Here is a 25587-nt window from a genome sequence, read left to right as displayed (position 1 = left end):
CCGGATGGCGATGGAACGCCTCATCCGGCCAATCCTGGATTGCCATTATTCAGGCCCGACAAGCGTAACCCCATCGGGCTTCCCGCCAGGTTTATTTTTGCTGCACGCCTTCCACGGAGATAATCAAATCTACCTCCTGTGATGCCGGACCCAAGTCCTTAGTAATATTGAAGTCTTTCAGCTTAATTTTGCCTTCCGCTTCAAAGCCTGCGCGTTTTCCCCCCCACGGGTCATCCCCCTGACCGATCAGCTTCGCTTCCAGGGTGACGGGTTTGGTAACGCCGTTTAAGGTCAGATTACCGGTGATATCCAGTTCATCGCCGTCTTTCTTCACGCTGGTGGAGGTAAAGGTGGCCTGCGGGAACTTCGCCACGTTCAGGAAATCAGCGCTGCGCAGGTGCTTATCACGCTCGGCGTGGTTGGTATCAACGCTATTGGTGTTAATGGTGACATTGACTTTATCCGCAGTAGGATCCTTCTCATCGAAGGTAAAGGTGCCGTCAAAGTCTTTAAACGTCCCGTACAACCAGCTGTAGCCTAAATGCTGAATACGGAAATTAACAAAGGCATGTTGTCCTTCTTTGTCAATCTTATAGTCGGCCGCCACGGCGGAACCGGTAGTAAACAGCAAAGAGGCGAGGGTTAAACCCAGCAGGCTTTTTTTCATTTTTGAGCTCCATAGTCAGATGACGATTTCCCCAACATGCGTTTCAGGGTGTCGTCTTTATCGATAAAGTGGTGTTTGAAGGCCATCAGGCCATGCAGAACGGAGAGAATGACAACCGTCCAGGCCAGCCAGAGATGTACGCTACCGGCGAGGTCAGCCTGGACGCCTGCGTCGGCGAAGGTCGCCGGAATCTCAAACCAGCCGAATACGCTGATCGGCTTGCCGTCAGCGGTTGAGATCAGATAACCGCTGATGACAATGGCAAACAGCAGCAGATACAGCGTGATATGACCCAGCGTTGCGCCAATACGGGTGAGAGTAGAATAGCTTTGCAGCGCCGCAGGCGGCGGCGAGATAACACGCCACACGACGCGCACCAGCAGACCGAACATCAGCAAAATGCCGATACTTTTGTGCAGTTCCGGCCCCTGGTGATACCAGCTATCGTAATAACTGAGCGACACCATCCACAATCCAAGGCCAAACATCCCGTAGACCACCACGGCGGTGAGCCAGTGCAGCGCAACGGAGAGATAACCATAACGTTGAGGAGTATTTGATAACTGCATAAACACACCATTTAATATTTCGGGATTGAATGAAAATGGCGTGGAATAGACATTATTGCAACTAAAAAATAACAACCCTGGCGTTATTTTAAATTCAATCAATAATTTTGATTTAACTTTTAAGAATCAATCAAGGAATTCGCGCAGAATGCTTTTTTATAACCGCAGAGCTGCGTCATGAGAGGAAGGATATCGTTCAAAAAATCCCAATGAGAATCCGCTTCACTTCAGCTTTTGTCAAAAATTGTCAAGCATCGCGCTTAGAAGAACAGGATATAAATAATATCCAGAACGAGCAGTAGTGACCACAAAATAACGTAGAGCACCAGGTGTTCGCGAATATTGTTAGCAAGGTAATGAATCAGACGACGCATAATGTTGTTCACCACATAAAAATGGCCTCAGGGTGAGGCCATGGGGGAATTATGCCGTAAAGCGAGACAGCCGGAATGGCGTAAGGTCAAAACCGGATGGTTTATCCTGCGCGAAATCGGTGGCGATCTCACCGAGGACCGGGGCAAATTTAAAACCATGTCCGCTAAGACCGGTGACAATCAGCGTGTTGTCGTGACCAGGCAGGGTGTCGATGATGAAGTCTTCATCAGGCGAGTTGTCATAAGTACAGGCGGCGCCATGCAAACAACAACCAATGCCGGGCAGCACGTTACGCAGAAACGGAAACGCCTCTGCGCCATCGCTGGCGACGCTGGCAAACGGTGTACGCTCATCTTCTGACTGGATACGCTGACCACCGTTGTGCTTGCCGATCTTCAGCGCGTCGTTTTCTGCCGGGAAACCGTAATACTGGTCGCCGTTCGGCAGTTCCCCGGTAAACGCCGGAAAGTTGTTTTTACCGCTGTAGCGTCCGTCAGCCTGGTACCAGGCGAAGACTTTGCGCACCGGTTGGATCGGCAGTTCGGGGAGCAGCGAGCGCACCCAGGTGCCAGTGCTGACCAGCGCTTTTTTCGCGCGGTACTCGCCGTCGGCTGTTTCAACCGTGACGCCGCCGTCTTCGTCATGACGGATTGCCGTGACCGGGCAGTTGAACAGCTGTGCGCAGCCAGCTTCTTTCGCCAGGCGTATCCAGGTGGCGATAGCCAGCTCGCTACGGACAAATCCGGAGTCTGCTTCAAACAGACCAATATAGTCATCCGGAACGCGGATTTCCGGCCAGCGCGCCATGACAGCGGCAGCGTCCATATGCTCGACGTTAAGTTGCCACTGTTTCGCACTGTGAGCGACGTTTGCTAAAAATGGGGAATCGACCGGGCCAAGATTAATGACGCCGGAACGGACAAAGATCGGCTCGTCGCTATGGGTGGAAAGCGCATCCCAAAGCGCCTGGGCGCGCAGCACCAGCGGCACGTACTTCTCGCCTTCGCCGTAAGCGTGTCGGATCAGTCGCGTGTCGCCGTGGTGGCTGCCTTGCTGATGCGGCGGCATATGGGCATCCGTCATCAGCACGTTTAGCCCGGCGCGAGTGGCATAATAACCGGCGGCCGCACCGACGGAGCCGCTGCCAATGATGATTAAATCGTAATTCATGGGGTTCTCTCTGCTGTCGCGATAGGGGCAGGGTAATTAAGTGAACGCCGTTATACAACCCATGTGATACAAACCAGAAACGGCAAAGGCACCATGAAGGTGCCTTTTGTGAGTGGTCATCACCGTCTCGTTAATGACGACGGTACTCATTTTCCTGGTAATCGCCAGATTCTATTTTGGCGATACCTGCTTCTAAGATCGAAATGAATTGTCTGGCAACATCGGTGGTTAACCAGAGCGTTTGGCCTATTTCCGTTCCGTCCGTTTCAGGGCGATTTGGGGTCTGGTAGTGCAAACGCAGCATCAGCGCATCATAGCTATCCACGGTGCTGATGTCCCATCCCACAAGCGGATGAGTCTGAATGACTTCATTATTTTTTTCCATCATGCCCCCTAATTCGTGTTACAAGACAACGGTTTTCGAGGTTCAATGCGTTTTTATCTGAAGCAACTTCAGTATATCAATAAATAAGGGTATTCACGGTAAATTTAAAGGGGGGAAAGGATAAATTTCTCCTTTTTAGGAATATTGTGGGGAATTAATCACCATCTTGTTCATTAATTTTAAGTAAGTTGTCCAATTATTTTGAGTATAGGTGAAATTATAACCGTTTATCGGTTCAGGAAAGATGGCGTGGTAAAAAAAGCCGGGGCGACCCGGCAAACACACAACAGCACAGCTTTTTTAGTCGGTAATAAACCAGTCGTCCGCGCTCTCCCAGGTTTCCTGGAGGATTTCGCTGATACGCTGTTTATCTTCTTTTGTCGCGCCAATCACGGACAAATTATTCGCGGCGGCATAACGCACGGTGACGTTTCCGTCGTTATCGGGAAAATGATGGGTGATACGGCGGGAGAGTTCGCCAGCCAGCGCGTCGATAGCGCCTGCTGGCAACGGAGAAGTTTTTGCAATAGTGACTTCAATACGCATAATGACCCCCTGTTGAATATACTGGTTATTTATACAGTTAAAATAACCCACTGACAACAGGCGGCGCTGATTTTTTTATGCTTTAACGGACCAGCGTACTGTTTCACCCCCGAGGAACGGCACCAGCGTGTCATCCGCAACATGGATGCTTTCCGGCACTAGCCGTTCTTCGCGTACCAGTTCAACAAAAGTGTCGTTAACCGGCAGCCCGTAAAAGCGCGGTCCGTTCAGTGAACAAAATGCCTCAAAATGCGCTAACGCGTTCATCTCTTCAAAGACAGTGGCATAGCTCGCCAGCGCCGTCGGCGCGTTAAAGCAGCCTGCGCAGCCGCAGCTCGACTCTTTGCGGTGCCGTGCGTGGGGAGCGGAGTCGGTTCCAAGGAATGCGCGCGCAAAGCCGCTGGCAACCAGTTCACGCAGCGCCTGCTGATGAACGTTACGTTTCAGGATGGGCAGGCAGTACAGGTGAGGGCGAATCCCACCCACCAGCATATGATTGCGGTTGAACATCAGATGTTGGGGTGTAATTGTCGCCGCCAGCAGTTCGTTACCCTCGCGGACATAGTCGGCGGCATCTTTGGTGGTGATATGTTCAAAGACTACCTTCAGCGCGGGCAGCCGCTGCCGCAGCGGTTCCATGACGGTCTCGATAAAACGCGCTTCGCGGTCGAAAATATCAATATCCGCGTGGGTGACTTCACCATGGACCAGCAGCGGCATACCGAGTTTTTCCATCCGTTCCAGCACCGGCATAATGGCGTCGACGGAGGTCACCCCGTGGCTGGAGTTGGTGGTGGCATTTGCCGGATACAGTTTTGCCGCGGTGAACACCCCTTCCCGGAAGCCGCGTTCCAGCTCATCCGGATCCAGCGTGTCCGTTAAATAGCAGGTCATCAGCGGGGTAAATGAATGCCCGGCAGGCACCGCATCAAGAATGCGCTGACGGTAGGCGATAGCCGCATCCACCGTGGTGACCGGCGGCGCGAGATTCGGCATCACAATGGCGCGAGCATAAATTTCACTGGTGTACGGCACGACCGTTTTCAACATGTCGCCATCGCGAAGGTGAAGGTGCCAGTCGTCTGGGCGGCGGATTTTTAAAACCTGGGAGGGTGCTGTCATCAATATGCTCCGGCTGGGGAATGTCATTTTTGCCGGACACAAAGGATAAGCGGAAACGTTTTCGTTTGCACGTAAAAAAAGGCGCCGGAGCGCCCTTGTCATTTAGTCCGTGAACGGGATAATGATTTCGCCCGGTTTCACCTCAATGCCTTTGGCATATTTTTTCGCCATCGCCTCGCCTTTGCTGGCGTCTTCACGCAGTACGTAAGCCGGCTGCTGATTAAAATAGTTGCGCAGCGACTGATTCAGATAGGGCATCAACGTTTGCATGACGCTCTGCATTTTCTCCGGCGTGACGGTAGCATCCACTACTTCCATCTCCTGCAGGAAGATGGCGCCTTTATCCTTGTTGAACACCGGCAGCGCTTTCAGTTTCAACTTGATGGTCGCTTTCTGACTGCCAAACAGCGAATTCATGTCCAGGTTCGCATCGCCGGTGAGGGTGACTTTATTCGGTTCTTCGCGACCGATCTGGCTCGCCAGATTATTCAGCACGATATGGGCGTCGGCGACGCCAGGTAAGCCAATATCTTTAGAAAAATTGTTATGTTTTTCAAGTGCCTGATTAATTTCCTGTTCGCTTACCGTGTACTGCGTGAGCTGGTTACAGCCGACCAGCAGGCCGCCAACCATCAGCGCAGCGGCAAAAAAAATCGTCTTCATGAGGTTCCTCGACATGTTGCCATTGTCAAAATCCTGACCTGAGCAGCATGTGTTACCGGCACAAACCGCGCCAGTAGAAAAAACTGAAAATAGCGGCGACATGCGAAACGATGCCGCCGCCAGCGAAGGTTATATCGCCATGGATGATAACAGATTGACCTGTGTCTGTTTTGCCATATTGTCGCGATAGTCCGCCACACGCGTCGGCCAGTTCACGCCTGCCACCAGCGTCAGGTTGCGCAGCAGGGGAAAAAGCTGAATATCGTCTTCGGACAGTTCGCCGTTGACGGCGTTGGGCTGAACGATCAGCTTATCCAGCGCCCGGAGGTCGTCGCTGATTTTTTTCGTCAGCCCCGCAGAGTGAGCCAGATGGTCGGCAAAACTGCCGATCATTGCCTCTTTCTTTTGCGTAAAGTACTGACGGGCTGATGGCGTGGAAAATTCGTCAAAGGCTGATTTAGCAAAGCGCGGCAGGAGCAGATGGTTAGCGTAGCTGTTCACTTTACGCAGCCATTCGTCAATAGCCGGAACCTTCTTGCCGGTCAGCAGCGGCTTGCCATCAATGTTGTCGACGTAATGCACAATGTCCATGCTTTCCGCCATATAGCGGCTGTCGTCTTTTTGCAGAATCGGCACCATTTTCTGACCAACCATACGGGTCGGCGTGGCATCGTCATCGTTGGCCAGGACGTTCAGTTCGACGGGAATGTTTTTGAGGCCGAAAATCATGCGGGCTTTGACGCAGAAAGGGCAGTGATCGTAAATATAAAGCTTCACGTTTCTCCTCCATTTTACTGTCGGTTCTTTGTCAGTATGGAGGAGACGCGAGCAGGTATCAAATCAGGCGCCCGGTTCGAGCATACCTCGCGGTGTGCGTTTATGGCTGAACTGCCAGCCTAACGCGAGGAAGGTGATACCGCCAATAATGCCGAGCATCATCCACGGCAGCTCTGGCTGCTGGAGCAATTTTCCCATATCAAACAGCCAGCCGCCGCCGATATAGCCTATCGCGCCGCCAATGGCTAAACCAAGACGGCTAAAGCCCATGTAACTGCCGCGCGCCCGGGCATCCGCCAGCGACGCGCTCAGCGTTTCCCGCGCCGGTTCAGCGATTATCGAACCAATGTAAAAGGTGCAAATCAGGGTGAACAACTGCTGTAAATCGCTCACCAGGCCGACAGGCAGCATGCTGAGTGACATCAGCAGCAGCCCGGCCATCAACCGGTGCTCAAGGCGAAAACGTTTTTCGCTCCAGCGGGCGATGGGGTAGAGCAACGTCAGCGACAGGCAGGCTTCAATGGCGTACATCCATTTTACCGCTGCCGGTGAACCGGCTATGTCATTGACCATTATCGGCAGCATGAGCATGACCTGAACCGCCAGCATATAATAGCCCGCCAGTGTGAGCACATAGGTGACAAAGCGCTTGTCATTAAGTACGCGGCGCATCCCTTCACGCACCGGAATACGCACAGTCGACAGCTTCCACGCGGGCAGCAGCCAGGCATTAAAGCCCGCGCATAAAACAAACAGCACCGCGCCTACCGCGCACACCAGACGAAAATCATACTGTAACAGCCAACTGCCTAACAGCGCGCCAATTACCGCGCCTGCGCTGTCCTGCATCATCAGCAGTGAAAAAAAACGACCGCGTTGCTGCGGGCGGATCAGTTTAACCACCAACGCAGAGCGGGGCGGATCGAAAAGTGTCCCGCCGAGACCGGAGAGAAAGCAGGAAAACCACAGCAGCCAGGGTTCATGGGCAATTCCCATAGTGGCGAACCCGGCGGCGCGCATCAGCATACCGGTGACGATCATGGGCTTGGCGCCAAAACGGTCGGCAATCGCGCCGCCAAAAATGCCCAGTCCCTGCTGAATGAACTGACGCAGACCCAGGGCAATCCCGACCATGACGGCGGCCCAGCCCATTTGGTCAACAAAGCGAATGGAGATCAGCGGGAACACGACGAAAAAGCCTAACACGACCAGCATGTTATCGATGAGCAGGAAATATTTACCCAGGTTCCTGGCCTGCGAGGTGCGCGACATTTTCCCCTCCCGGGAAAATACTCTCAATATTCCGAGTAGACAGAGCGAAGAGGATCCTATTCTGCGGCTTTGCTCTCTTTTTGCCCACCCCTGACCGGGACAATATTTTTTTATCAAAAGTCCGTCTTGATAGAGAGTTTTTATCAAAATGCAGGAATAATTCAAATAATGGCAAATCGTGCTTTTCACAGGGCGGTTTTGCACAGGTATAGTAAGTGAATCAGGGTGTCATGACGATTCGGGAAGGAGTTGAAATATCTATGTTTGGCTATCGCAGTAACGTGCCAAAAGTGCGCTTAACCACTGACCGTCTGGTCGTGCGTTTAGTGCATGAGCGTGATGCCTGGCGTCTGGCGGACTATTACGCGGAAAATCGTCATTTTTTAAAGCCCTGGGAACCGATTCGCGATGAAAGCCACTGCTATCCTTCCGGATGGCAGGCACGGCTGAGTATGATTAGCGAATTTCATAAGCAGGGCTCTGCCTTTTACTTTGCGCTGCTTGACCCGGAAGAAAAAGAGATCATCGGCGTGGCAAACTTTTCAAACGTGGTCCGCGGTTCATTTCATGCCTGTTATCTGGGCTATTCGATTGCGCAAAAATGGCAGGGACAAGGGCTGATGTTTGAAGCGCTCAGCGCCGCTATTCGCTATATGCAGCGCACGCAACATATTCATCGCATTATGGCAAACTACATGCCGCACAATAAACGCAGCGGTGATTTACTGGCGCGACTCGGCTTTGAGAAAGAGGGTTACGCCAAAGATTATCTGTTGATTGACGGGCAGTGGCGCGACCACGTGCTGACGGCGTTAACGACAACGGAATGGACCCCCGGACGGTGAGGAGAAAATAATGAAATACGAATTAACCGCCACGGAAGCCCGCGTGATTGGCTGCCTGCTGGAAAAACAGGTCACGACACCAGAACAGTATCCGCTCTCCGTGAACGGCGTGGTCACCGCCTGTAACCAGAAGACCAACCGCGAACCGGTGATGAACCTGTCGGAACACGAGGTGCAGGAACAGCTTGATAATCTGGTTAAACGTCACTTCCTGCGCACGGTGAGCGGTTTTGGCAATCGCGTCACCAAATATGAACAGCGCTTCTGTAATTCCGAATTCGGTAACCTGAAGCTGAGCCCGGCGGAAGTGGCGCTGGTCACGACGTTGCTGCTGCGCGGGGCGCAAACGCCAGGGGAATTGCGTAGCCGCGCCTCGCGGATGTATGAGTTTAGCGACATGGCTGAAGTGGACGCCACGCTGGAACAACTGGCGACGCGCGAGGATGGCCCTTACGTTGTTCGTCTGGCGCGTGAACCGGGTAAGCGCGAAAGCCGTTTCATGCATTTGTTTTGCGGCGAAGTGGATGAACAGGCGTTGGCGAGCGACGCGGGCGTCTCTGCGGCGTCAGGCGATCTGCTGGCGCGGGTAGAGGCGCTGGAAGGTGAGGTTGCGGAGCTCAGGCAACGACTCGAGTCACTGTTGGCGCACCTGGGGGAGTAACGTGAAAAAATTACGCATCGGGGTGGTTGGATTGGGCGGCATCGCGCAAAAAGCCTGGTTGCCGGTTTTAGGCGCATCCGCAGACTGGACGCTCCAGGCTGCGTGGTCGCCATCGCGCGAAAAAGCAGAGAAAATCTGTGCAAGCTGGCGCATCCCTTACGCTGGCTCGCTGACCAGCCTGGCAAGCGACTGCGACGCGGTTTTCGTCCACTCAAGCACCGCAAGCCATTATGCGGTCGTCAGTGAATTGCTGAAGTCGGGGGTGCATGTCTGTGTCGACAAGCCGCTGGCTGAGAACCTGCGTGATGCTGAGCGACTGGTGGCGCTGGCGGCGGAGAAAAAGCTCACGTTGATGGTTGGCTTTAACCGCCGCTTTGCACCGCTGTACCGCGAACTGAAAGCGGAGCTCGGCAACGCCGCTTCGCTGCGCATGGATAAACACCGTACCGACAGCGTGGGACCACACGACCTGCGGTTCACCCTGCTCGATGATTATCTGCACGTTGTCGACACCGCGCTGTGGCTGGCGGGCGGGACTGCCGCGCTCAGCAGCGGGAGTCTGCAAACCAACGACGCAGGCGAAATGCTGTATGCGGAACACCATTTCGCCACCAGCCGACTCCACATCACCACCAGTATGCACCGTCGGGCGGGAAGCCAGCGGGAATGGGTGCAGGCGGTGACCGACGGCGGCCTGATTGATGTTACCGATATGCGCGAATGGCGCGAGGAGCGCGGGCAGGGGGTGGTGCATAAACCGATTCCCGGCTGGCAGAGCACCCTTGAACAGCGCGGTTTCGCCGGTTGTGCGCGTCATTTTATCGAATGCGTGCAGAATCAGACGGTTCCGGAAACCGCTGGCGAGCAGGCGATCCTGGCCCAGCGGGTAGTGGAAAAGCTCTGGCGCGAGGCGATGAGCGAATAATCATCTGTCACAACTGCCGGTAGTAATTCAGCATAATCACGGTAGACTAAGCGCCTCTTCCAACGCCTGCACTGCAGGCGTTTTGCCGTAGGGTGTGGAATAACAAGAAATGAACTTATTGAAATCGCTGGCGGCCGTCAGCTCAATGACCATGTTTTCGCGCGTGCTTGGCTTTGCGCGTGATGCGATTGTCGCCAGAATCTTTGGCGCAGGTATGGCGACCGACGCCTTTTTTGTGGCATTCAAATTACCTAATCTGTTACGCCGCATTTTTGCCGAAGGCGCATTTTCTCAGGCTTTTGTGCCGATTCTGGCGGAATACAAAAGTAAGCAGGGCGAAGATGCGACCCGGGTATTTGTCTCGTATGTGTCGGGACTGCTGACGCTGGCACTGGCGGTGGTGACAATCCTCGGGATGCTGGCCGCGCCGTGGGTGATCATGGTGACCGCGCCTGGCTTTGCCGATACTGCCGATAAATTCGCGCTGACCACCAAACTGCTGCAGATCACCTTTCCCTATATTTTGCTGATTTCACTGGCCTCGCTGGTGGGGGCGATCCTCAATACCTGGAACCGCTTCTCGATCCCGGCGTTTGCGCCGACCTTTCTGAACATCAGCATGATCGGCTTCGCACTGTTCGCGGCGCCTTATTTTAACCCTCCGGTACTGGCGCTGGCGTGGGCGGTGACTGCAGGCGGGGTGCTGCAACTGGTGTACCAACTGCCTCACCTGAAGAAAATCGGCATGCTGGTACTGCCGCGCATTAATTTCCGCGATGCGGGGGCGATGCGGGTAGTCAAACAAATGGGGCCGGCGATCCTGGGGGTGTCGGTCAGCCAAATTTCACTGATTATCAACACCATTTTCGCCTCGTTTCTGACGTCAGGATCGGTATCGTGGATGTACTACGCGGATCGCCTTATGGAGTTTCCGTCCGGCGTACTGGGTGTGGCGCTGGGGACCATCCTGCTGCCGTCGCTGTCGAAAAGTTTTGCCAGCGGCAATCATGACGAGTATTGCCGCCTGATGGACTGGGGGCTGCGTCTGTGCTTTCTGCTGGCGCTGCCAAGCGCGGTGGCCCTGGGGATCCTCTCCGGGCCGCTGACCGTCTCGCTGTTTCAGTACGGTAAATTTACCGCCTTTGACGCGCTGATGACGCAAAAAGCGTTGATAGCCTATTCGGTGGGGCTGATGGGATTAATCGTGGTAAAAGTGCTGGCGCCGGGCTTCTACTCTCGTCAGGACATCAAAACGCCGGTTAAAATCGCGATTGTGACGTTGATCATGACCCAGTTGATGAACCTGGCGTTTATTGGCCCGCTGAAGCACGCGGGGCTGTCTCTTTCGATCGGTCTTGCCGCCTGCCTCAATGCTTCCCTGCTGTACTGGCAGTTACGCAAGCAGGACATTTTTACGCCGCAGCCGGGCTGGCTGGGCTTTTTCTCGCGTCTGGTCATTGCGGTGCTGGTGATGTCCGCTGTGCTGGTGGGAATGCTGCACATCATGCCGGAATGGTCCCAGGGCACGATGCCGTGGCGTCTGCTACGCCTGATGGCGGTGGTGGTGGCTGGCGCTGCCGCTTACTTTGCCGCGCTGGCGGTGCTGGGCTTTAAAGTGAAAGAGTTTGCGCGCCGGACGGCGTAATGGTGGTCATTGCCGGAGGGCGGCGTTCCGCCTTTTCCGGCCTGTGCCGATCGTCATTGCGAATGCCTGAAACGTCGGGCGACATCGGGCAACGCTAAATAGAGAATTTTTTCCCACCGCGGTGGGCTGAGGCAGTTTGACCGTTCGCGCCGTAAAGCGTCGGTTCCTGATACGGTTTCAGCACGTCGAGCGCCTGTCGGTTGCGAACAATCTGATCCTCCAGCAGCCAGCCGTTATGCTGGTTCAGGTCGCGCAGATGCTGTGTTTTTTCGGTAATCGCCTGCCAGCGCGCGCTGACATCGTCATCGCCGCCATGCCCGGCATTCTGCTCAATGCGTCGCTGCTGTTCAAGGTAGTCAAGGGTCGCCAGCAGAGAACTTTTTTCTTCTGTAATCCGCTGCAGCTGGCTACCGTTAATATGGCCGACGGAAAGCTGTTGTTGTTCGGCATCCATTACCCTTTTCAGGTCATTGAGTACCGCCGTCATGTGGTCAAGTATTTCTGCCAGACGAGTCATACGTTTATTTACTCTGGAGATAGCTCTGCGCCTCGCGGATCAGCGCGTCGGCAATATTGCCTGTGTCCATTTTCAGCTCGCCGTTGCGAATCGCCGTTTTTAACGCTTCAACGCGCTCCATGTTGATATCGCTGGCGCCGGGCTGCATCAGTTTGGCCTGAGCATCGCTTAACGTCACGCTGGTGCTGTTTGCCGTCGAGGTTTTTTCCTGACGGGTCTTTTGTACCGGCGTATCGCTGGTTTCACGCGGTTGCACGGTGCTAACGGGTTTCAATGGTGAGGTACGGTCAATGCTCATTTTATCATCCTCATCGAGGGGCTACGCTGTCGCGGCCAGCTATCATCAAATGTTTCTTCACTATCGGCAGCCGCCACAAAATCTTTAACTGATTACAGGTTAATAAGAATATTCCCATCAGGACCAACGGTACCGCTGACGACCTGACCCGATAACATCCTCACTCGCGCATTCTGGGCTACCGCGGCGTTGTTCAGCGCCTGCCCTTCGGCATTAACGCTAAATCCCTCGCCGCTGGCAACCACCAGCACGCGCTGACCGGCCTTGATTCGCCAGGCCTGGCGCAGCATCGTAAGCTGAATCGGTTGTCCAGGCGCGAGATCGCGCAGGCTGACCGCGTCCTGAATCTGATTGATATCCAGCACGGTGCGCGGAGGCAACTGATCCAGCCGTCCACGCTTTAACGTGACGCTGGCAGGTCCGAGCTTGCCGCCACGCGCAACGGGCCCCGCGGCGACCACATAGTTTCCCGTCGCCTGCACATTGACTTGCAAATAACGCTTTTCGTTGGCGCAGCGCGTGAGCACGTTAACGTTTCCCCATAGCTTCGCGCTGCCGGTTACGCTAAAGGCAGGGGATTCACAACGTGGCAACAGATTCGGCGCGGTACGAAGTGTCACAACCACCTCATCGCTAAACCCGGCCAGCCGCTGGGTAAACCAGTCAGTCAACTGGGCGTTTAAATCCTGCGCCAGCGTCAGAGGACTGAACAACAGCGCCGCCAGGGCTATTCCACGCTTTAACGTTTGCATTGTCATCTCCCGCTGTTTCAGCAATGACAGGATTCTACCCGTGTGACGCAACCATCAACGCAATAAATAGCGACGCATTTTGCGTTTATTCCGGCGATAACGCGCGCGTAATGGGATTTAAGCTGTCGGCTGAATTTTGTCATCCGCGGGGGAGATATGCTCGATAAGCTCGATGCCGCTTTACGTTTTCAACAGGAAGCGCTGAATCTGCGCGCGCAGCGGCAGGAGGTACTGGCTGCCAACATCGCGAACGCGGACACGCCGGGTTACCAGGCGCGCGATATGGATTTTGCCAGTGAGTTAAAAAAAGTCATGGTGCGGGGAAGGCCGGAAACCAGCGGCATTTCCCTGGCATTGACCTCTGCGCAGCACATTCCCGCCCAGACCTTCTCGTCACCGTCTACGGAATTGCTTTACCGCGTTCCCGACCAGCCGTCGCTGGATGGCAATACCGTTGATATGGACCGCGAGCGCACGCAGTTTGCAGATAACAGCCTGAAATACCAGATGAGCCTGACCGCATTGAGCGGACAGATTAAAGGCATGATGAACGTGCTACAGGGAGGGAACTAATCCGTGGCGCTGCTGAATATTTTTGATATCGCCGGTTCGGCCTTAACGGCGCAATCCCAGCGCCTCAACGTGGCGGCCAGTAATCTGGCGAACGCCGACAGCGTGACGGGACCGGACGGTCAGCCGTATCGCGCGAAGCAGGTGGTTTTTCAGGTGGATGCGGCGCCCGGTGCGCCGACGGGCGGCGTGAAGGTGTCCAACGTGATTGAAAGCCAGGCGCCGGACAAGCTGGTCTATGAGCCGGGTAATCCTCTGGCGGACGCCAATGGCTACGTGAAAATGCCGAACGTGGATGTGGTGGGCGAAATGGTCAACACCATGTCCGCCTCCCGCAGCTATCAGGCAAACGTAGAAGTTCTCAACACCGTTAAAAGCATGATGCTTAAAACGCTGACACTTGGCCAGTAAAGGAGACGGCAATGTCTATCGCGGTAAACGTTAACGATCCGACTAACACCGGTGTGAAGAGTACCGGTAGCGGCAGCTCGCTGACCGGCAGCAACGCTTCCGATCTGCAAAGCAGCTTTCTGACGCTGCTGGTGGCGCAACTGAAAAACCAGGATCCCACCAATCCGATGCAGAACAACGAACTGACCACTCAGCTTGCGCAGATCAGTACCGTCAGCGGTATCGAAAAGCTTAACACCACGCTGGGCGCTATTTCGGGCCAAATCGATAACAGCCAGTCGCTGCAGGCCAGCGCGCTGATTGGTCACGGGGTGATGATCCCCGGCACCACGATTCTGGCGGGCAAGGGAACGGAAGAGGGCGCGACCACCACGACCACGCCGTTTGGCGTTGAGCTACAGCAGTCCGCCGATAAAGTCACCGCAACGATCACCGATAAAGACGGTAAAGTGGTGCGCACTATTGAGATCGGCGCGCTGAAAGCGGGCGTTCATACCTTTACCTGGGACGGCACACTGACCGACGGCACCACGGCGCCAAACGGTTCGTATAACGTGGCGATCAACGCCAGCAACGGCGCGACGCAACTGGTGGCGCAGCCGTTGCAGTTTGCGCTGGTGCAAGGGGTGATCCGCAGTAACGGCGGCAATACGCTCGATCTCGGCACTTACGGAACCACCACCCTCGACGAAGTACGGCAGATCATTTAAGCCTTCTCACTTATCAGGAGTCAACATGGCCTTTTCACAAGCGGTTAGCGGTCTGAATGCCGCAGCCACCAACCTCGATGTCATTGGTAACAACATCGCTAACTCCGCCACGTACGGTTTTAAATCGGGTACCGCCTCGTTTGCGGATATGTTCGCCGGTTCCAAAGTCGGGCTGGGGGTAAAAGTGGCGGGTATCACCCAGGACTTTACCGACGGCACCACCACCAATACCGGACGCGGCCTTGATGTCGCCATCAGCCAGAACGGTTTTTTCCGTTTGGTGGACAGCAACGGCGCCGTTTTCTACAGCCGCAACGGCCAGTTCAAACTGGACGAAAACCGTAATCTGGTGAATATGCAGGGGATGCAACTGACAGGTTACCCGGCAGCCGGCACGCCGCCGACCATTCAGCAAGGGGCGAACCCGGGGCCGATTACTATCCCGAACACGCTGATGGGCGCGAAAAGTACCGATACCGCGGCGATGCAGATTAACCTCAACTCGTCAGATAAAGTGCCCGCTAACAAGCCGTTTTCACCGACCGATGCTGACAGCTATAACAAGCGCGCGCCGCTGACCGTGTTCGACAGCCAGGGCAACCAGCACGACATCAATGTGTTTTACGTGAAAACCGGCGATAACACCTGGGACGTCTGGACTCAGGATTCCAGCGTAGCCAACTCGCCGCTGGTGAAAGCCGCCCAGATGAAGTTCGACGAGAACGGCGCACTGGATAACGTAGAAGAATATACCCCAAACGCTGGCGTACCGGCCCAGGACTGGGTGCTGAGCGGCACGCCGAATGCCACGCCAACCTTCCGGATCACCTCCGGCACGGTAAACGGCGCGGACCCGGCGGAATTCACCTTAAGCCTGCAGAACTCCATGCAGCAGAACACCGGTGCGAACAACGTCATTGCCACCACCCAGAACGGCTACAAGCCGGGGGACCTGGTCAGCTACCAGATTAACGACGACGGTACCGTGGTGGGCAACTACTCCAACGAGCAAAAGCAGGTGCTGGGGCAGATCGTGCTCGCGAACTTCGCCAACAACGAAGGGCTGTCGTCACAGGGCGATAACGTTTGGGCGGCGACCCAGGCATCCGGCGTCGAGCTGCTGGGTACGGCGGGCACGGGTAACTTCGGCAAACTGACCAACGGCGCGCTGGAGTCCTCGAACGTGGATCTCAGTAAAGAACTGGTGAACATGATCGTCGCGCAACGTAACTATCAGTCGAACGCGCAGACCATCAAAACCCAGGATCAGATCCTCAATACGCTGGTTAACCTGCGCTAAGCGCCTGACGGGATAGCTTAATGGATCACGCAATCTATACCGCAATGGGGGCAGCGAGCCAGACCCTGAATCAGCAGGCGGTAACGGCCAGCAACCTGGCAAATGCCTCGACGCCGGGCTTCCGCGCCCAGCTTACCGCACTGCGAGCGGTTCCGGTTGAAGGGCTGTCGCTGCCCACCCGGACGCTGGTAACGGCCTCCACGCCGGGGGCGAACATGACGCCGGGCCAAATGGACTACACCTCGCGTCCGCTGGACGTGGCGCTGCAGCAGGACGGCTGGCTGGCGGTGCAAACCGCCGACGGCGGCGAAGGGTATACCCGCAACGGTAATATTCAGGTGGGCCCCACCGGTCAGTTGACTATTCAGGGGCATCCGGTAATTGGCGAAGCCGGGCCGATAGCGGTGCCTGAAGGGTCGGAGATAACCATTGCCGCCGATGGCACTATCTCGGCGCTGAATCCGGGCGATCCGGCGAACACGGTGGCCCCGGTAGGACGTCTGAAGCTGGTAAAGGCTGAAGGGAATGAAGTACAGCGCGGCGACGACGGAATGTTCCGTCTGACCGCCGCGACTCAGGCCGCCCGTGGTCCGGTATTGCAGGCTGACCCGACGATCCGCGTCATGTCAGGGGTACTGGAAGGCAGTAACGTCAATGCGGTGGCCGCGATGAGCGACATGATCGCCAACGCCAGACGTTTTGAAATGCAGATGAAGGTTATCACCAGCGTGGATGACAACGCCGGGCGCGCTAACCAACTGCTGTCGATGAGTTAATACAGGACATTTTATGATCAGTTCATTATGGATCGCCAAAACCGGCCTGGACGCGCAGCAAACCAATATGGATGTGATTGCCAACAATCTGGCAAACGTCAGCACGAATGGTTTTAAACGCCAGCGCGCGGTATTTGAAGATCTGCTCTACCAGACGATTCGCCAGCCTGGCGCACAGTCTTCCGAGCAGACTACCCTGCCTTCGGGTCTGCAAATCGGTACCGGCGTACGACCTGTCGCGACCGAACGCCTGCACAGCCAGGGCAACCTGTCGCAGACTAACAACAGTAAAGATGTGGCGATTAAAGGTCAGGGCTTCTTTCAGGTAATGCTGCCGGACGGCACGTCGGCGTACACCCGCGACGGTTCGTTCCAGGTTGACCAGAATGGTCAACTGGTGACGGCGGGCGGCTTCCAGGTTCAACCTGCGATCACCATTCCGGCGAACGCGCTGAGCATTACTATTGGTCGCGACGGCGTTGTCAGCGTGACCCAGCAGGGACAGGCAGCCCCGGTGCAGGTGGGGCAGCTCAACCTGACCACCTTTATGAATGACACCGGCCTGGAGAGTATCGGCGAAAATCTGTACACCGAAACCCAGTCTTCCGGCGCGCCGAATGAGAGCACGCCGGGGCTGAACGGCGCGGGCTTGCTGTATCAGGGCTATGTCGAAACCTCAAACGTTAACGTCGCGGAAGAACTGGTCAACATGATCCAGGTTCAGCGCGCTTACGAAATCAACAGCAAAGCGGTCTCAACGACCGATCAGATGCTGCAAAAACTGACGCAACTCTAAGGTGATGCCCGGTGAGGCGAAAGCGTCACCGGCTCCCGGTTTCAGAAGATAAAGGCAATGCAAAAAAACGCTGCGCACGCTTACCCGATCATGGCCCTGCTGGTGGTTTCGCTGTCAGGATGCGCCTGGATCCCTTCCACGCCGCTGGTACAGGGCGCGACCTCGGCCCAGCCTGTTCCGGGACCGACGCCGGTGGCGAATGGTTCGATTTTTCAGTCCGCGCAGCCCATCAACTATGGCTATCAGCCACTGTTTGAAGACCGTCGCCCGCGTAATATTGGCGACACGCTGACCATCGTATTGCAGGAAAACGTCAGCGCCAGTAAAAGCTCGTCGGCGAACGCCAGCCGCGACGGCAAAACCAACTTTGGTTTTGATACCGTGCCGCGTTATCTGCAAGGACTGTTTGGCAATGCCCGTGCCGACGTAGAAGCGTCCGGCGGTAACACCTTTAACGGTAAAGGAGGGGCAAACGCCAGCAATACCTTCAGCGGCACGCTGACCGTGACCGTCGATCAGGTGCTGGTCAACGGTAATTTACATGTCGTGGGTGAAAAACAGATCGCCATCAATCAGGGGACTGAATTCATCCGCTTCTCCGGCGTGGTTAATCCACGCACCATTAGCGGCAGTAACTCCGTTCCGTCAACCCAGGTGGCGGATGCCCGTATCGAATATGTCGGAAACGGCTATATCAACGAAGCGCAAAATATGGGCTGGCTCCAGCGTTTCTTCCTTAACCTGTCCCCGATGTAAGCGAGGTCTTCCATGTTTAAATCTGTAGTTGGACTGGTCCTGGTTCTCGCCGCCACGCTGGCTCATGCCGATCGTATTCGCGATCTCACCAGCGTACAGGGCGTACGTGAAAACTCGCTCATTGGCTACGGGCTGGTGGTAGGGCTGGACGGTACCGGCGACCAGACCACCCAGACGCCGTTCACCACCCAAACGCTGAACAACATGCTTTCCCAGCTCGGCATCACGGTGCCAACCGGCACCAATATGCAACTGAAAAACGTGGCGGCAGTCATGGTGACCGCCACCTTCCCGGCGTTTGGTCGTCAGGGGCAAACCATCGACGTGGTGGTGTCTTCGCTGGGTAACGCAAAAAGTCTGCGGGGCGGCACGCTGCTGATGACCCCCTTAAAAGGGGTCGACAGCCAGGTGTATGCGCTGGCGCAAGGGAACATTCTGGTCGGCGGCGCGGGCGCCTCCGCGGGCGGCAGCAGCGTGCAGGTGAACCAGCTTAACGGCGGGCGCATCACCAACGGGGCGATTATCGAGCGCGAGCTGCCCAGCCAGTTTGGGGCGGGTAATACCCTGAATCTGCAGCTTAATAATGAAGATTTCACGATGGCCCAGCAGATCGCGGACACCATCAACCGCGCCCGTGGTTTTGGCAGCGCCACCGCGCTGGATGCACGAACCATTCAGGTGCGGGTGCCGAGCGGCGGCAGTTCGCAGGTCCGCTTCCTCGCTGATATTCAGAACATGGAGGTCAACGTCACCCCGCAGGATGCGAAGGTGGTGATCAATTCACGTACCGGCTCGGTGGTGATGAATCGTGAAGTGACCCTCGACAGCTGCGCCGTGGCTCAGGGGAATCTCTCTGTAACGGTTAACCGTCAGGCGAACGTCAGCCAGCCGGATACACCGTTCGGCGGCGGGCAAACGGTGGTGACGCCACAGACGCAGATCGACCTGCGCCAGAGCGGCGGCTCCCTGCAAAGCGTGCGGTCCAGCGCCAACCTGAACAACGTGGTGCGGGCGCTCAACGCGCTGGGCGCGACGCCAATGGATCTGATGTCGATCCTCCAGTCGATGCAGAGCGCGGGCTGCCTGCGCGCCAAACTGGAAATTATCTGATGATTAGCGACAGCAAACTGCTGGCCAGCGCTGCCTGGGACGCGCAGTCCCTGAACGATCTGAAGGCCAAAGCGGGCCAGGACCCGGCGGCGAACATGCGTCCGGTGGCGCGCCAGGTGGAGGGGATGTTTGTACAAATGATGCTGAAAAGCATGCGTGAAGCGCTGCCGAAGGATGGCCTGTTCAGCAGCGATCAGACGCGTTTGTATACCAGCATGTACGACCAGCAGATCGCCCAACAGATGACCGCCGGTAAAGGGCTGGGTCTGGCGGAAATGATGGTTAAACAGATGACCCAGGGGCAGGCGCAACCGGTGGAAGAGGTGCCGCAGGTACCGATGAAATTCCCGCTGGAAACGGTGACCCGCTATCAACATCAGGCCTTGACCCAACTGGTGAGCAAGGCAATGCCGAAAGCGCCGGTCAGCAGCGACGAACCGCTCTCCGGCGACAGCAAAGATTTTCTGGCGCAGCTTTCGCTGCCGGCGCGACTGGCCAGCGAGCAAAGCGGCGTGCCGCATCATCTGATTCTGGCGCAGGCGGCGCTGGAGTCTGGCTGGGGGCAGCGGCAAATTCGCCGCGAGAACGGCGAACCGAGCTTCAACCTGTTTGGCGTGAAGGCGTCCGCCAACTGGAAAGGGCCGGTGACAGAAATCACCACCACCGAATATGAGAATGGCGAAGCGAAAAAGGTGAAGGCGAAGTTTCGCGTTTACAGTTCGTATCTGGAGGCGCTGTCGGATTATGTCGGTCTGCTCACCCGCAATCCGCGCTATGCCGCCGTTACGACGGCCGCCACGGCCGAGCAGGGCGCTCAGGCGCTACAGAAAGCCGGTTATGCGACCGACCCCCACTACGCGCGTAAACTGACCACCATGATCCAACAGCTGAAGTCGATGAGCGAGAAGGTAAGCAATGCCTACAGCGCAAATCTCGACAATCTCTTCTAAATGGCTCAAGTCCCGCGACCTGCTGCCGATAATGGTTTGTAACTGAAGGATTAAAAGGAACCTCCATGTCCAGCTTGATTAATAACGCCATGAGCGGGTTGAATGCAGCCCAGGCGGCGCTGAATACTGCCAGTAATAATATTTCCAGTTATAACGTGGCGGGATATACCCGACAAACCACGATTATGGCGCAGGCCAACAGCACGCTGGGCGCTGGCGGCTGGGTAGGTAACGGTGTGTATGTGTCCGGTGTACAGCGCGAATACGATGCGTTTATTACTAATCAGTTGCGCGCCGCGCAGAACCAGAGCAGTGGCCTGACGACCCGTTACGAGCAGATGTCGAAAATCGATAACCTGCTGGCGAGCAAAACCAGCTCCATTTCGACCTCAATGCAGGACTTTTTCACCAGTCTGCAAACGCTGGTGAGCAACGCCGAAGATCCGGCGGCGCGCCAGACGCTGATTGGCAAGGCGAACGGTCTGGTGAATCAGTTTAAGACCACCGACCAGTACCTGCGCGACCAGGACAAACAGATCAATATTTCGATTACCTCCAGCGTCGATCAGATCAATAACTACAGCAAGCAAATCGCCAGTCTGAACGACCAGATTTCGCGTCTGACCGGCGTGGGCGGCGGGGCATCGCCGAACGATCTGCTGGACCAGCGCGACCAGTTGGTCAGCGAACTGAATAAACTGGTTGGCGTGGAAGTCAGCGTGCAGGACGGCGGCACCTATAACATCACAATGGCGAACGGCTATTCGCTGGTACAGGGCAGTAATGCGCGTCAACTGGCGGCGGTTCCGTCCCATGCCGATCCGTCGCGTATTACCGTGGCGTATGTTGACGAGCAGGCCGGGAATATTGAAATTCCGGAAAAACTGATTTCAACAGGTTCGCTGGGGGGACTGCTCAGCTTCCGTACCGAAGAACTCGACAAGACGCGTAACACGCTGGGACAGCTGGCGCTGGCGTTTGCGGACGCATTTAACCAGCAGCACCGCAAGGGTTATGACGCCAATGGCAATACCAATACGGATTTCTTTACCATCGGCAGCCCGGCAGTACTGAAAAACGACAAGAATACCGGTAGCGCAGCCGTGAGCGCTGCGGTGACCGATGCCTCAGCGGTACAGGCAACCGACTATAAAATGGTCTACGACGGGGCAAAATGGCAAATCACTCGCCTGGCCGATAATACCCGCTTTGAAGCGACCGCCACCAATGGAAAACTGACCTTTGACGGTCTGGAAGTGACGGTGGGAACCGGGGCGAATGCTAACGACAGTTTCACGCTGAAGCCAGTCGGCGACGCCATTATGAATATGAGCGTTAAGGTGACCAATGAATCGCAAATCGCCATGGCGCAAGACGCCACGTCAGGGGCGAGCGATAACCGTAACGGCCAGGCGCTGTTAGATCTGCAAAACGACGGCACCACCGTGGGCGGGTCAAAATCGTTTAACGACGCTTATGCCACCCTGGTGAGCGATGTTGGCAGTAAAACTGCGACGCTGAAAACCAGCAGCACCACTCAGAACGATGTGGTTACGCAGTTGACCCGACAACAGCAATCGATCTCCGGGGTCAACCTTGACGAAGAGTATGGCAACCTGCAGCGCTTTCAGCAGTACTATCTTGCCAATGCCCAGGTGCTGCAAACGGCGAACTCATTGTTTGATGCTCTGTTGAACATCCGCTAAGGGAGAAGGAACTCATGCGTATCAGTACCCAAATGATGTACCAGCAGAACATGCGTGGTATCACCAATGCTCAGGCCGAATGGATGAAATACGGTGAGCAGATGTCGTCGGGGAAGCGGGTTATTAATCCTTCAGATGATCCTATTGCGGCATCCCAGGCCGTGGTGCTTTCACAGGCGCAGGCGCAAAACAGCCAGTTCGCGCTGGCCCGTACTTTTGCCACGCAGAAGGTCTCGCTGGAAGAAAACGTGCTGAATCAGGTGACAACGGCGATTCAGACGGCACAGGAGAAAATTGTCAGCGCGGGAAACGGCACCTTAAGCGACGACGACCGTGCCTCGCTGGCAACCGATCTGCAGGGGATCCGCGATCAGCTGATGAACCTGGCGAACAGCACCGACGGCAATGGTCGCTATATTTTTGCTGGCTATAAAACCGAAACGCCCCCGTTCGCGCAGGCGGACGGGACCTATAACGGCGGCACCGAAAGCATTAAGCAGCAGGTGGACTCGGCGCGCTCGATGGTCATTGGTCATATTGGCAGCGACATCTTCAATTCCATTACCAGCAACGCGGTACCGGAGCCTGACGGTAAACCATCCGAAACGAACCTGTTCAGAATGCTGGACTCAGCCATCGACTCGCTCAATACCGCGGTAGGCGACGATGAAGCGTTGAAAGAGCAAGCTCAGGCGGTGATTGATAAAACCAACCGCGGGCTGAAAAATTCACTGAACAATGTGCTGAGCGTACGGGCGGAGCTGGGTACGCAACTGAGCGAACTCAGTTCTCTCGACACGTTAGGCAGCGACCGCGCGCTGGGACAAAAGCAGCAGATGAGTAATCTGGTCGACGTTGACTGGAACGAGGCGATCTCCTCGTACGTTATGCAACAGGCGGCGCTGCAGGCCTCGTATAAAGCCTTTACAGACATGCAGGGAATGTCGCTGTTTCAGCTCAACCGTTAACCGCACGTTTTGAAACATATCAAGAAACTGGGTATGTTTTGTCTGCCCGCTCCAGTACACCCCGGGGCGGGCATTTTTTTAGCGTTCTGTCTGCGGCTGTGCAGGTTGGCGTTTTGCCGTCATGCGGATAGCCAGCGCAACGGCACCGCATAGCGTTGCCAGCGTCACGACACCTGGCCAGTTTGCCCGCGCGTAAACCTGACTGCCGACCACCGACCCCAGCGCCATACCGATAAACACGACCGTGAACAGCAGGGCGTTGAGGCGACCCCGGGCCTGAGGCTCAAGGCTGTACACCAGATTCTGATGCGCCACCAGGCTTGACTGCAGCCCCAGATCGAACCCGACGGCGCAAAGCGCGATCAGAACCCATTGACCCGGCGCGGACAGAAACGGTAAGGCATACATTACGGCGAAAGAGAGTGTCACCAACAGCGCGCCGAGTTGCGCAACTTTCTCCACGCCCATTTTATCCGCCAGATGGCCTGCCAGCGGGGCCGCCAGCGCGCCTGCCGCGCCGGCGATGCCGAACGCGCCCGCCGCAGCGCTGCCCATCCGGTAGTGTTCCGCCAGCATCACGGCAAGCGTTGACCAGAAGGCGCTAAAGGCGACAGAAAGCGCACCCTGCGCCAGCGCCGCCCGGCGCAGGGTTGGGTAACGCCGCCATAGCTGCGCCATGGTGCCTAACAGCGCCGGATAGTTCAGGGTGGAGTGGGCGGCAAACGGCGGCAGCGCTTTCCATAGCAGCAGACCTGCCAGCGCGATGCTGACAGCGGCAAGCTGATACATCTCACGCCAGCCAAACGCTTCGCCCACCAGGCCGCTGACGGTACGTGACAGCAGGATCCCCAACAACAGGCCGGTCATCACTGTGCCTACGGTCTTTCCCTGTTTCCCTTCCGGCGCCAGGATCGCCGCCGCCGGAACAATATCCTGCGCCATGGTGGCCGCCATGCCAATGAGGAGGCTGACCAGCAGCAGGGAAGAGGCGGATTCGCTCACGCTACAGATCAGTAGCAGCAGGGCAAGGACGACGCTCTTTATCAGAATCAACATCCGGCGGTCAAAACGGTCGCCCAGCGGCAATAAAAACAGAATGCCTGACGCGTAACCGGCTTGCGTCAGGGTGGGAACCAACCCCATGCCGGTGATGCTCATGCCAGGATCTTCCCCCATTAACGGCAACAGCGGCTGGGAATAATAAATGGCGGCAACGCTAAATCCGGCGCCCAGCGCCAGTACTAAAATAAGCCAACGGGAAGGTGTGTTCATACTGCTGTCCTCAATGACGGGTGTGAGGCTATTTTTCTCTCATACGCCGTGGCCGGGTAGCAGGCGAAATGGTAAAACAGTTATACGTTTAACGTATGGGTAAAAAGCACATGCTAAAAAATGAACGTATAGACAGGGTGGAGCTGATGCGGACGTTTGTGCGTATTGTCGAAGCCGGATCGCTCTCGGCAGCGGCAAGACAGTTAAATACCACCCAGGCCACTATCAGCCGTCGTTTACAGTCGCTTGAAGCCATGCTGGGCGTCAAACTGTTGTTACGTACCACTCATGCAATGAAGCTGACAGACGACGGCGAGCGCGGTTATCAGCACGCGAAACACATCATTGACGCCTGGCTGGCGCTTGAGGACGGGCTTAACGCGGCGAAAGACGAACCCGTAGGTACGCTGCGGGTACGCGCGCCGCATGCTTTCGGCCAGCAGCAGCTCCTGACGCCGTTACTCCATTTTTTGGCCCGTTACCCGAATCTGTCAGTGGAGTGGATGCTCAACGACAAAACGGTCGACTTCCTGAGCGACAACATTGATTGCGCTATTCGGGTGGGGGCAGAGGTTGATCCGGCCACGGTGTCGGTGCTGCTGGCGGAAGTGCCGCGTAGCGTGGTGGCGACGCCAGAGTTACTGGCGGAATTTGATCCTGTCAGCGAACCGCATCAGTTGTCTGCGCTGCCCTGGATCGCGCTCAACACTTTCTATCAACATAACGTCTCGCTGAGCCATCAGATTAGTCGCCAACCGGTGAGCTTCCCGATTACGCCACGGCTGAGTACTGACAGTATTTACGTCGCACGCAATGCGGCGCTGGCAGGGCTGGGCGTTGCGATTGTCTCCAGCTGGACGGTGGAAGAAGATATCGCCAGCGGGCGTCTGGTTGAACTGGTTGCCGACTGGCAGGCTGCGCCGTTACCGGTACATCTGGTCTATCCGTGGGCGCGTTATTATCCTTCCCGACTGCGCCGTTTCCTGGAATTAATGAAAGAGGTGATGCCAGAACTGGCGGGAATGCGCCAACCGCAGGGGGAATAAAAAAGCCGACCCGGAGGTCGGCTTTCT

30 protein-coding genes are annotated in these 25587 nt (G+C 56.1%); 16 read left to right on the top strand and 14 right to left on the bottom strand.

Features of this window, described 5'->3' with window-relative positions; translation table 11 throughout:
• Nucleotides 1-91: 91 nt before the first annotated feature.
• The 10 genes from CSE01S_RS02490 to mdtH all read right to left on the bottom strand — a co-directional run bounded on the left by CSE01S_RS02490 (nucleotide 92) and on the right by mdtH (nucleotide 7546).
• Nucleotides 92-667, bottom strand: coding sequence for a YceI family protein (locus CSE01S_RS02490; protein ID WP_042283797.1), 576 nt, complete (start codon nucleotides 665-667; stop codon nucleotides 92-94).
• Nucleotides 664-1236 carry a cytochrome b gene (locus tag CSE01S_RS02485; RefSeq protein ID WP_042283796.1) on the bottom strand — a complete coding sequence of 191 codons (573 nt, stop codon included), beginning with the start codon at nucleotides 1234-1236 and terminating at the stop codon, nucleotides 664-666. The genes CSE01S_RS02490 and CSE01S_RS02485 overlap by 4 nt, the downstream gene beginning before the upstream one ends.
• Before the next feature lie 260 nt (nucleotides 1237-1496).
• Nucleotides 1497-1610 (bottom strand): YceO family protein, encoded by a 114-nt coding sequence (locus CSE01S_RS02480; protein ID WP_042284727.1) that lies wholly within the window; start codon nucleotides 1608-1610, stop codon nucleotides 1497-1499.
• Nucleotides 1611-1659: 49 nt separating this feature from the next.
• Nucleotides 1660-2781 (bottom strand): N-methyl-L-tryptophan oxidase, encoded by a 1122-nt coding sequence (solA, locus tag CSE01S_RS02475; RefSeq protein ID WP_042283795.1) that lies wholly within the window; start codon nucleotides 2779-2781, stop codon nucleotides 1660-1662.
• Between the two features lie 130 nt (nucleotides 2782-2911).
• Entirely contained in the window at nucleotides 2912-3166 is a 255-nt protein-coding gene (gene bssS / locus CSE01S_RS02470; RefSeq protein ID WP_042284725.1) for a biofilm formation regulator BssS, read from the bottom strand.
• Nucleotides 3167-3466: 300 nt separating this feature from the next.
• A complete protein-coding gene (dinI, locus tag CSE01S_RS02465; RefSeq protein ID WP_042283794.1) occupies nucleotides 3467-3712 on the bottom strand; it encodes a DNA damage-inducible protein I in 246 nt (81 codons plus the stop codon).
• A 75-nt stretch (nucleotides 3713-3787) separates the two neighbouring features.
• Complete coding sequence (gene pyrC, locus CSE01S_RS02460; RefSeq protein ID WP_042283792.1) at nucleotides 3788-4834, bottom strand: dihydroorotase; 1047 nt, start codon at nucleotides 4832-4834, stop codon at nucleotides 3788-3790.
• 102 nt (nucleotides 4835-4936) lie between these two features.
• Nucleotides 4937-5497, bottom strand: coding sequence for a lipoprotein (locus CSE01S_RS02455; RefSeq protein WP_042283790.1), 561 nt, complete (start codon nucleotides 5495-5497; stop codon nucleotides 4937-4939).
• 129 nt (nucleotides 5498-5626) lie between these two features.
• Nucleotides 5627-6274 carry a glutaredoxin 2 gene (gene grxB / locus CSE01S_RS02450; RefSeq protein ID WP_042283788.1) on the bottom strand — a complete coding sequence of 216 codons (648 nt, stop codon included), beginning with the start codon at nucleotides 6272-6274 and terminating at the stop codon, nucleotides 5627-5629.
• A 63-nt stretch (nucleotides 6275-6337) separates the two neighbouring features.
• On the bottom strand, nucleotides 6338-7546 hold the full coding sequence (mdtH, locus tag CSE01S_RS02445) for a multidrug efflux MFS transporter MdtH (protein WP_042283786.1): 1209 nt from the start codon (nucleotides 7544-7546) through the stop codon (nucleotides 6338-6340).
• Between the two features lie 260 nt (nucleotides 7547-7806).
• Here mdtH and rimJ point away from each other — a divergent pair, with 260 nt between their 5' ends.
• The 4 genes from rimJ to murJ all read left to right on the top strand — a co-directional run bounded on the left by rimJ (nucleotide 7807) and on the right by murJ (nucleotide 11622).
• Nucleotides 7807-8391 (top strand): ribosomal protein S5-alanine N-acetyltransferase, encoded by a 585-nt coding sequence (gene rimJ / locus CSE01S_RS02440; protein WP_042283783.1) that lies wholly within the window; start codon nucleotides 7807-7809, stop codon nucleotides 8389-8391.
• A 10-nt stretch (nucleotides 8392-8401) separates the two neighbouring features.
• Nucleotides 8402-9052 carry a YceH family protein gene (locus CSE01S_RS02435; RefSeq protein ID WP_042283781.1) on the top strand — a complete coding sequence of 217 codons (651 nt, stop codon included), beginning with the start codon at nucleotides 8402-8404 and terminating at the stop codon, nucleotides 9050-9052.
• A gap of 1 nt (nucleotide 9053) precedes the next feature.
• Complete coding sequence (locus CSE01S_RS02430) at nucleotides 9054-9977, top strand: Gfo/Idh/MocA family protein (protein WP_042283778.1); 924 nt, start codon at nucleotides 9054-9056, stop codon at nucleotides 9975-9977.
• 109 nt (nucleotides 9978-10086) lie between these two features.
• Entirely contained in the window at nucleotides 10087-11622 is a 1536-nt protein-coding gene (murJ, locus tag CSE01S_RS02425) for a murein biosynthesis integral membrane protein MurJ (protein ID WP_042283776.1), read from the top strand.
• Between the two features lie 94 nt (nucleotides 11623-11716).
• On the opposite strand, the gene flgN is transcribed toward murJ, so the two are convergent.
• The 3 genes from flgN to flgA all read right to left on the bottom strand — a co-directional run bounded on the left by flgN (nucleotide 11717) and on the right by flgA (nucleotide 13189).
• Nucleotides 11717-12139: a flagella biosynthesis chaperone FlgN gene (flgN, locus tag CSE01S_RS02420; RefSeq protein WP_042283774.1), complete on the bottom strand. Its 423-nt coding sequence runs from the start codon at nucleotides 12137-12139 to the stop codon at nucleotides 11717-11719.
• Nucleotides 12140-12143: 4 nt separating this feature from the next.
• The gene (gene flgM / locus CSE01S_RS02415) at nucleotides 12144-12437 is read right to left on the bottom strand and encodes a flagellar biosynthesis anti-sigma factor FlgM (RefSeq protein WP_042283772.1); all 294 of its coding nucleotides are present in this window, start codon (nucleotides 12435-12437) and stop codon (nucleotides 12144-12146) included.
• 92 nt (nucleotides 12438-12529) lie between these two features.
• Nucleotides 12530-13189, bottom strand: coding sequence for a flagellar basal body P-ring formation chaperone FlgA (gene flgA / locus CSE01S_RS02410; RefSeq protein ID WP_042283769.1), 660 nt, complete (start codon nucleotides 13187-13189; stop codon nucleotides 12530-12532).
• A 156-nt stretch (nucleotides 13190-13345) separates the two neighbouring features.
• Between flgA and flgB the strand changes: the two genes are divergently transcribed.
• From flgB to flgL, 11 genes are all read left to right on the top strand, one after another.
• Entirely contained in the window at nucleotides 13346-13762 is a 417-nt protein-coding gene (gene flgB / locus CSE01S_RS02405; protein WP_042283766.1) for a flagellar basal body rod protein FlgB, read from the top strand.
• Between the two features lie 3 nt (nucleotides 13763-13765).
• The gene (gene flgC / locus CSE01S_RS02400; protein WP_042283764.1) at nucleotides 13766-14170 is read left to right on the top strand and encodes a flagellar basal body rod protein FlgC; all 405 of its coding nucleotides are present in this window, start codon (nucleotides 13766-13768) and stop codon (nucleotides 14168-14170) included.
• An 11-nt stretch (nucleotides 14171-14181) separates the two neighbouring features.
• On the top strand, nucleotides 14182-14880 hold the full coding sequence (flgD, locus tag CSE01S_RS02395; RefSeq protein ID WP_042283762.1) for a flagellar hook assembly protein FlgD: 699 nt from the start codon (nucleotides 14182-14184) through the stop codon (nucleotides 14878-14880).
• 25 nt (nucleotides 14881-14905) lie between these two features.
• The gene (gene flgE / locus CSE01S_RS02390; RefSeq protein WP_042283760.1) at nucleotides 14906-16180 is read left to right on the top strand and encodes a flagellar hook protein FlgE; all 1275 of its coding nucleotides are present in this window, start codon (nucleotides 14906-14908) and stop codon (nucleotides 16178-16180) included.
• 20 nt (nucleotides 16181-16200) lie between these two features.
• Nucleotides 16201-16956 (top strand): flagellar basal body rod protein FlgF, encoded by a 756-nt coding sequence (locus tag CSE01S_RS02385; protein WP_042283758.1) that lies wholly within the window; start codon nucleotides 16201-16203, stop codon nucleotides 16954-16956.
• Between the two features lie 13 nt (nucleotides 16957-16969).
• Nucleotides 16970-17752: a flagellar basal-body rod protein FlgG gene (flgG, locus tag CSE01S_RS02380; RefSeq protein WP_042283756.1), complete on the top strand. Its 783-nt coding sequence runs from the start codon at nucleotides 16970-16972 to the stop codon at nucleotides 17750-17752.
• 57 nt (nucleotides 17753-17809) lie between these two features.
• Entirely contained in the window at nucleotides 17810-18508 is a 699-nt protein-coding gene (gene flgH / locus CSE01S_RS02375) for a flagellar basal body L-ring protein FlgH (protein WP_042283754.1), read from the top strand.
• 12 nt (nucleotides 18509-18520) lie between these two features.
• Nucleotides 18521-19618: a flagellar basal body P-ring protein FlgI gene (locus CSE01S_RS02370; protein WP_042283752.1), complete on the top strand. Its 1098-nt coding sequence runs from the start codon at nucleotides 18521-18523 to the stop codon at nucleotides 19616-19618.
• Complete coding sequence (gene flgJ, locus CSE01S_RS02365; protein WP_042283750.1) at nucleotides 19618-20568, top strand: flagellar assembly peptidoglycan hydrolase FlgJ; 951 nt, start codon at nucleotides 19618-19620, stop codon at nucleotides 20566-20568. The genes CSE01S_RS02370 and flgJ overlap by 1 nt, the downstream gene beginning before the upstream one ends.
• A 65-nt stretch (nucleotides 20569-20633) precedes the next feature.
• Complete coding sequence (gene flgK / locus CSE01S_RS02360; protein ID WP_042283749.1) at nucleotides 20634-22274, top strand: flagellar hook-associated protein FlgK; 1641 nt, start codon at nucleotides 20634-20636, stop codon at nucleotides 22272-22274.
• Between the two features lie 14 nt (nucleotides 22275-22288).
• Nucleotides 22289-23242: a flagellar hook-associated protein FlgL gene (flgL, locus tag CSE01S_RS02355; RefSeq protein WP_042283746.1), complete on the top strand. Its 954-nt coding sequence runs from the start codon at nucleotides 22289-22291 to the stop codon at nucleotides 23240-23242.
• Between the two features lie 78 nt (nucleotides 23243-23320).
• On the opposite strand, the gene CSE01S_RS02350 is transcribed toward flgL, so the two are convergent.
• Nucleotides 23321-24514, bottom strand: a complete 1194-nt coding sequence (locus tag CSE01S_RS02350) for an MFS transporter (protein WP_042283745.1) — start codon at nucleotides 24512-24514, stop codon at nucleotides 23321-23323.
• 95 nt (nucleotides 24515-24609) lie between these two features.
• On the opposite strand from CSE01S_RS02350, the gene CSE01S_RS02345 reads away from it, so the two are divergent.
• Nucleotides 24610-25560 (top strand): LysR family transcriptional regulator, encoded by a 951-nt coding sequence (locus CSE01S_RS02345; protein WP_233422685.1) that lies wholly within the window; start codon nucleotides 24610-24612, stop codon nucleotides 25558-25560.
• The last annotated feature ends 27 nt before the right edge of the window (nucleotides 25561-25587 follow it).

It is taken from the genome of Citrobacter sedlakii NBRC 105722, assembly GCF_000759835.1.
Taxonomy (GTDB): domain Bacteria; phylum Pseudomonadota; class Gammaproteobacteria; order Enterobacterales; family Enterobacteriaceae; genus Citrobacter_A; species Citrobacter_A sedlakii.
Note: the sequence above shows the minus strand (reverse complement) of the source record. Positions and strands in the feature narration are given on the sequence as shown.

What these genes read in the sequence shown, in the direction of transcription:
- flgK (WP_042283749.1), top strand. Translation starts at nt 20,634, where the DNA reads ATGTCCAGCTTGATTAATAACGCCATGAGCGGGTTGAATGCAGCCCAG.
- dinI (WP_042283794.1), bottom strand. Translation starts at nt 3,712, where the DNA reads ATGCGTATTGAAGTCACTATTGCAAAAACTTCTCCGTTGCCAGCAGGC.
- CSE01S_RS02485 (WP_042283796.1), bottom strand. Translation starts at nt 1,236, where the DNA reads ATGCAGTTATCAAATACTCCTCAACGTTATGGTTATCTCTCCGTTGCG.
- pyrC (WP_042283792.1), bottom strand. Translation starts at nt 4,834, where the DNA reads ATGACAGCACCCTCCCAGGTTTTAAAAATCCGCCGCCCAGACGACTGG.
- CSE01S_RS02435 (WP_042283781.1), top strand. Translation starts at nt 8,402, where the DNA reads ATGAAATACGAATTAACCGCCACGGAAGCCCGCGTGATTGGCTGCCTG.
- flgA (WP_042283769.1), bottom strand. Translation starts at nt 13,189, where the DNA reads ATGCAAACGTTAAAGCGTGGAATAGCCCTGGCGGCGCTGTTGTTCAGT.
- flgD (WP_042283762.1), top strand. Translation starts at nt 14,182, where the DNA reads ATGTCTATCGCGGTAAACGTTAACGATCCGACTAACACCGGTGTGAAG.
- CSE01S_RS02490 (WP_042283797.1), bottom strand. Translation starts at nt 667, where the DNA reads ATGAAAAAAAGCCTGCTGGGTTTAACCCTCGCCTCTTTGCTGTTTACT.
- bssS (WP_042284725.1), bottom strand. Translation starts at nt 3,166, where the DNA reads ATGGAAAAAAATAATGAAGTCATTCAGACTCATCCGCTTGTGGGATGG.
- murJ (WP_042283776.1), top strand. Translation starts at nt 10,087, where the DNA reads ATGAACTTATTGAAATCGCTGGCGGCCGTCAGCTCAATGACCATGTTT.
- flgM (WP_042283772.1), bottom strand. Translation starts at nt 12,437, where the DNA reads ATGAGCATTGACCGTACCTCACCATTGAAACCCGTTAGCACCGTGCAA.
- flgB (WP_042283766.1), top strand. Translation starts at nt 13,346, where the DNA reads ATGCTCGATAAGCTCGATGCCGCTTTACGTTTTCAACAGGAAGCGCTG.
- flgL (WP_042283746.1), top strand. Translation starts at nt 22,289, where the DNA reads ATGCGTATCAGTACCCAAATGATGTACCAGCAGAACATGCGTGGTATC.
- flgN (WP_042283774.1), bottom strand. Translation starts at nt 12,139, where the DNA reads ATGACTCGTCTGGCAGAAATACTTGACCACATGACGGCGGTACTCAAT.
- flgG (WP_042283756.1), top strand. Translation starts at nt 16,970, where the DNA reads ATGATCAGTTCATTATGGATCGCCAAAACCGGCCTGGACGCGCAGCAA.
- flgH (WP_042283754.1), top strand. Translation starts at nt 17,810, where the DNA reads ATGCAAAAAAACGCTGCGCACGCTTACCCGATCATGGCCCTGCTGGTG.
- CSE01S_RS02480 (WP_042284727.1), bottom strand. Translation starts at nt 1,610, where the DNA reads ATGCGTCGTCTGATTCATTACCTTGCTAACAATATTCGCGAACACCTG.
- mdtH (WP_042283786.1), bottom strand. Translation starts at nt 7,546, where the DNA reads ATGTCGCGCACCTCGCAGGCCAGGAACCTGGGTAAATATTTCCTGCTC.
- solA (WP_042283795.1), bottom strand. Translation starts at nt 2,781, where the DNA reads ATGAATTACGATTTAATCATCATTGGCAGCGGCTCCGTCGGTGCGGCC.
- flgJ (WP_042283750.1), top strand. Translation starts at nt 19,618, where the DNA reads ATGATTAGCGACAGCAAACTGCTGGCCAGCGCTGCCTGGGACGCGCAG.
- CSE01S_RS02370 (WP_042283752.1), top strand. Translation starts at nt 18,521, where the DNA reads ATGTTTAAATCTGTAGTTGGACTGGTCCTGGTTCTCGCCGCCACGCTG.
- CSE01S_RS02350 (WP_042283745.1), bottom strand. Translation starts at nt 24,514, where the DNA reads ATGAACACACCTTCCCGTTGGCTTATTTTAGTACTGGCGCTGGGCGCC.
- flgE (WP_042283760.1), top strand. Translation starts at nt 14,906, where the DNA reads ATGGCCTTTTCACAAGCGGTTAGCGGTCTGAATGCCGCAGCCACCAAC.
- CSE01S_RS02345 (WP_233422685.1), top strand. Translation starts at nt 24,610, where the DNA reads ATGGGTAAAAAGCACATGCTAAAAAATGAACGTATAGACAGGGTGGAG.
- CSE01S_RS02385 (WP_042283758.1), top strand. Translation starts at nt 16,201, where the DNA reads ATGGATCACGCAATCTATACCGCAATGGGGGCAGCGAGCCAGACCCTG.
- rimJ (WP_042283783.1), top strand. Translation starts at nt 7,807, where the DNA reads ATGTTTGGCTATCGCAGTAACGTGCCAAAAGTGCGCTTAACCACTGAC.
- CSE01S_RS02455 (WP_042283790.1), bottom strand. Translation starts at nt 5,497, where the DNA reads ATGAAGACGATTTTTTTTGCCGCTGCGCTGATGGTTGGCGGCCTGCTG.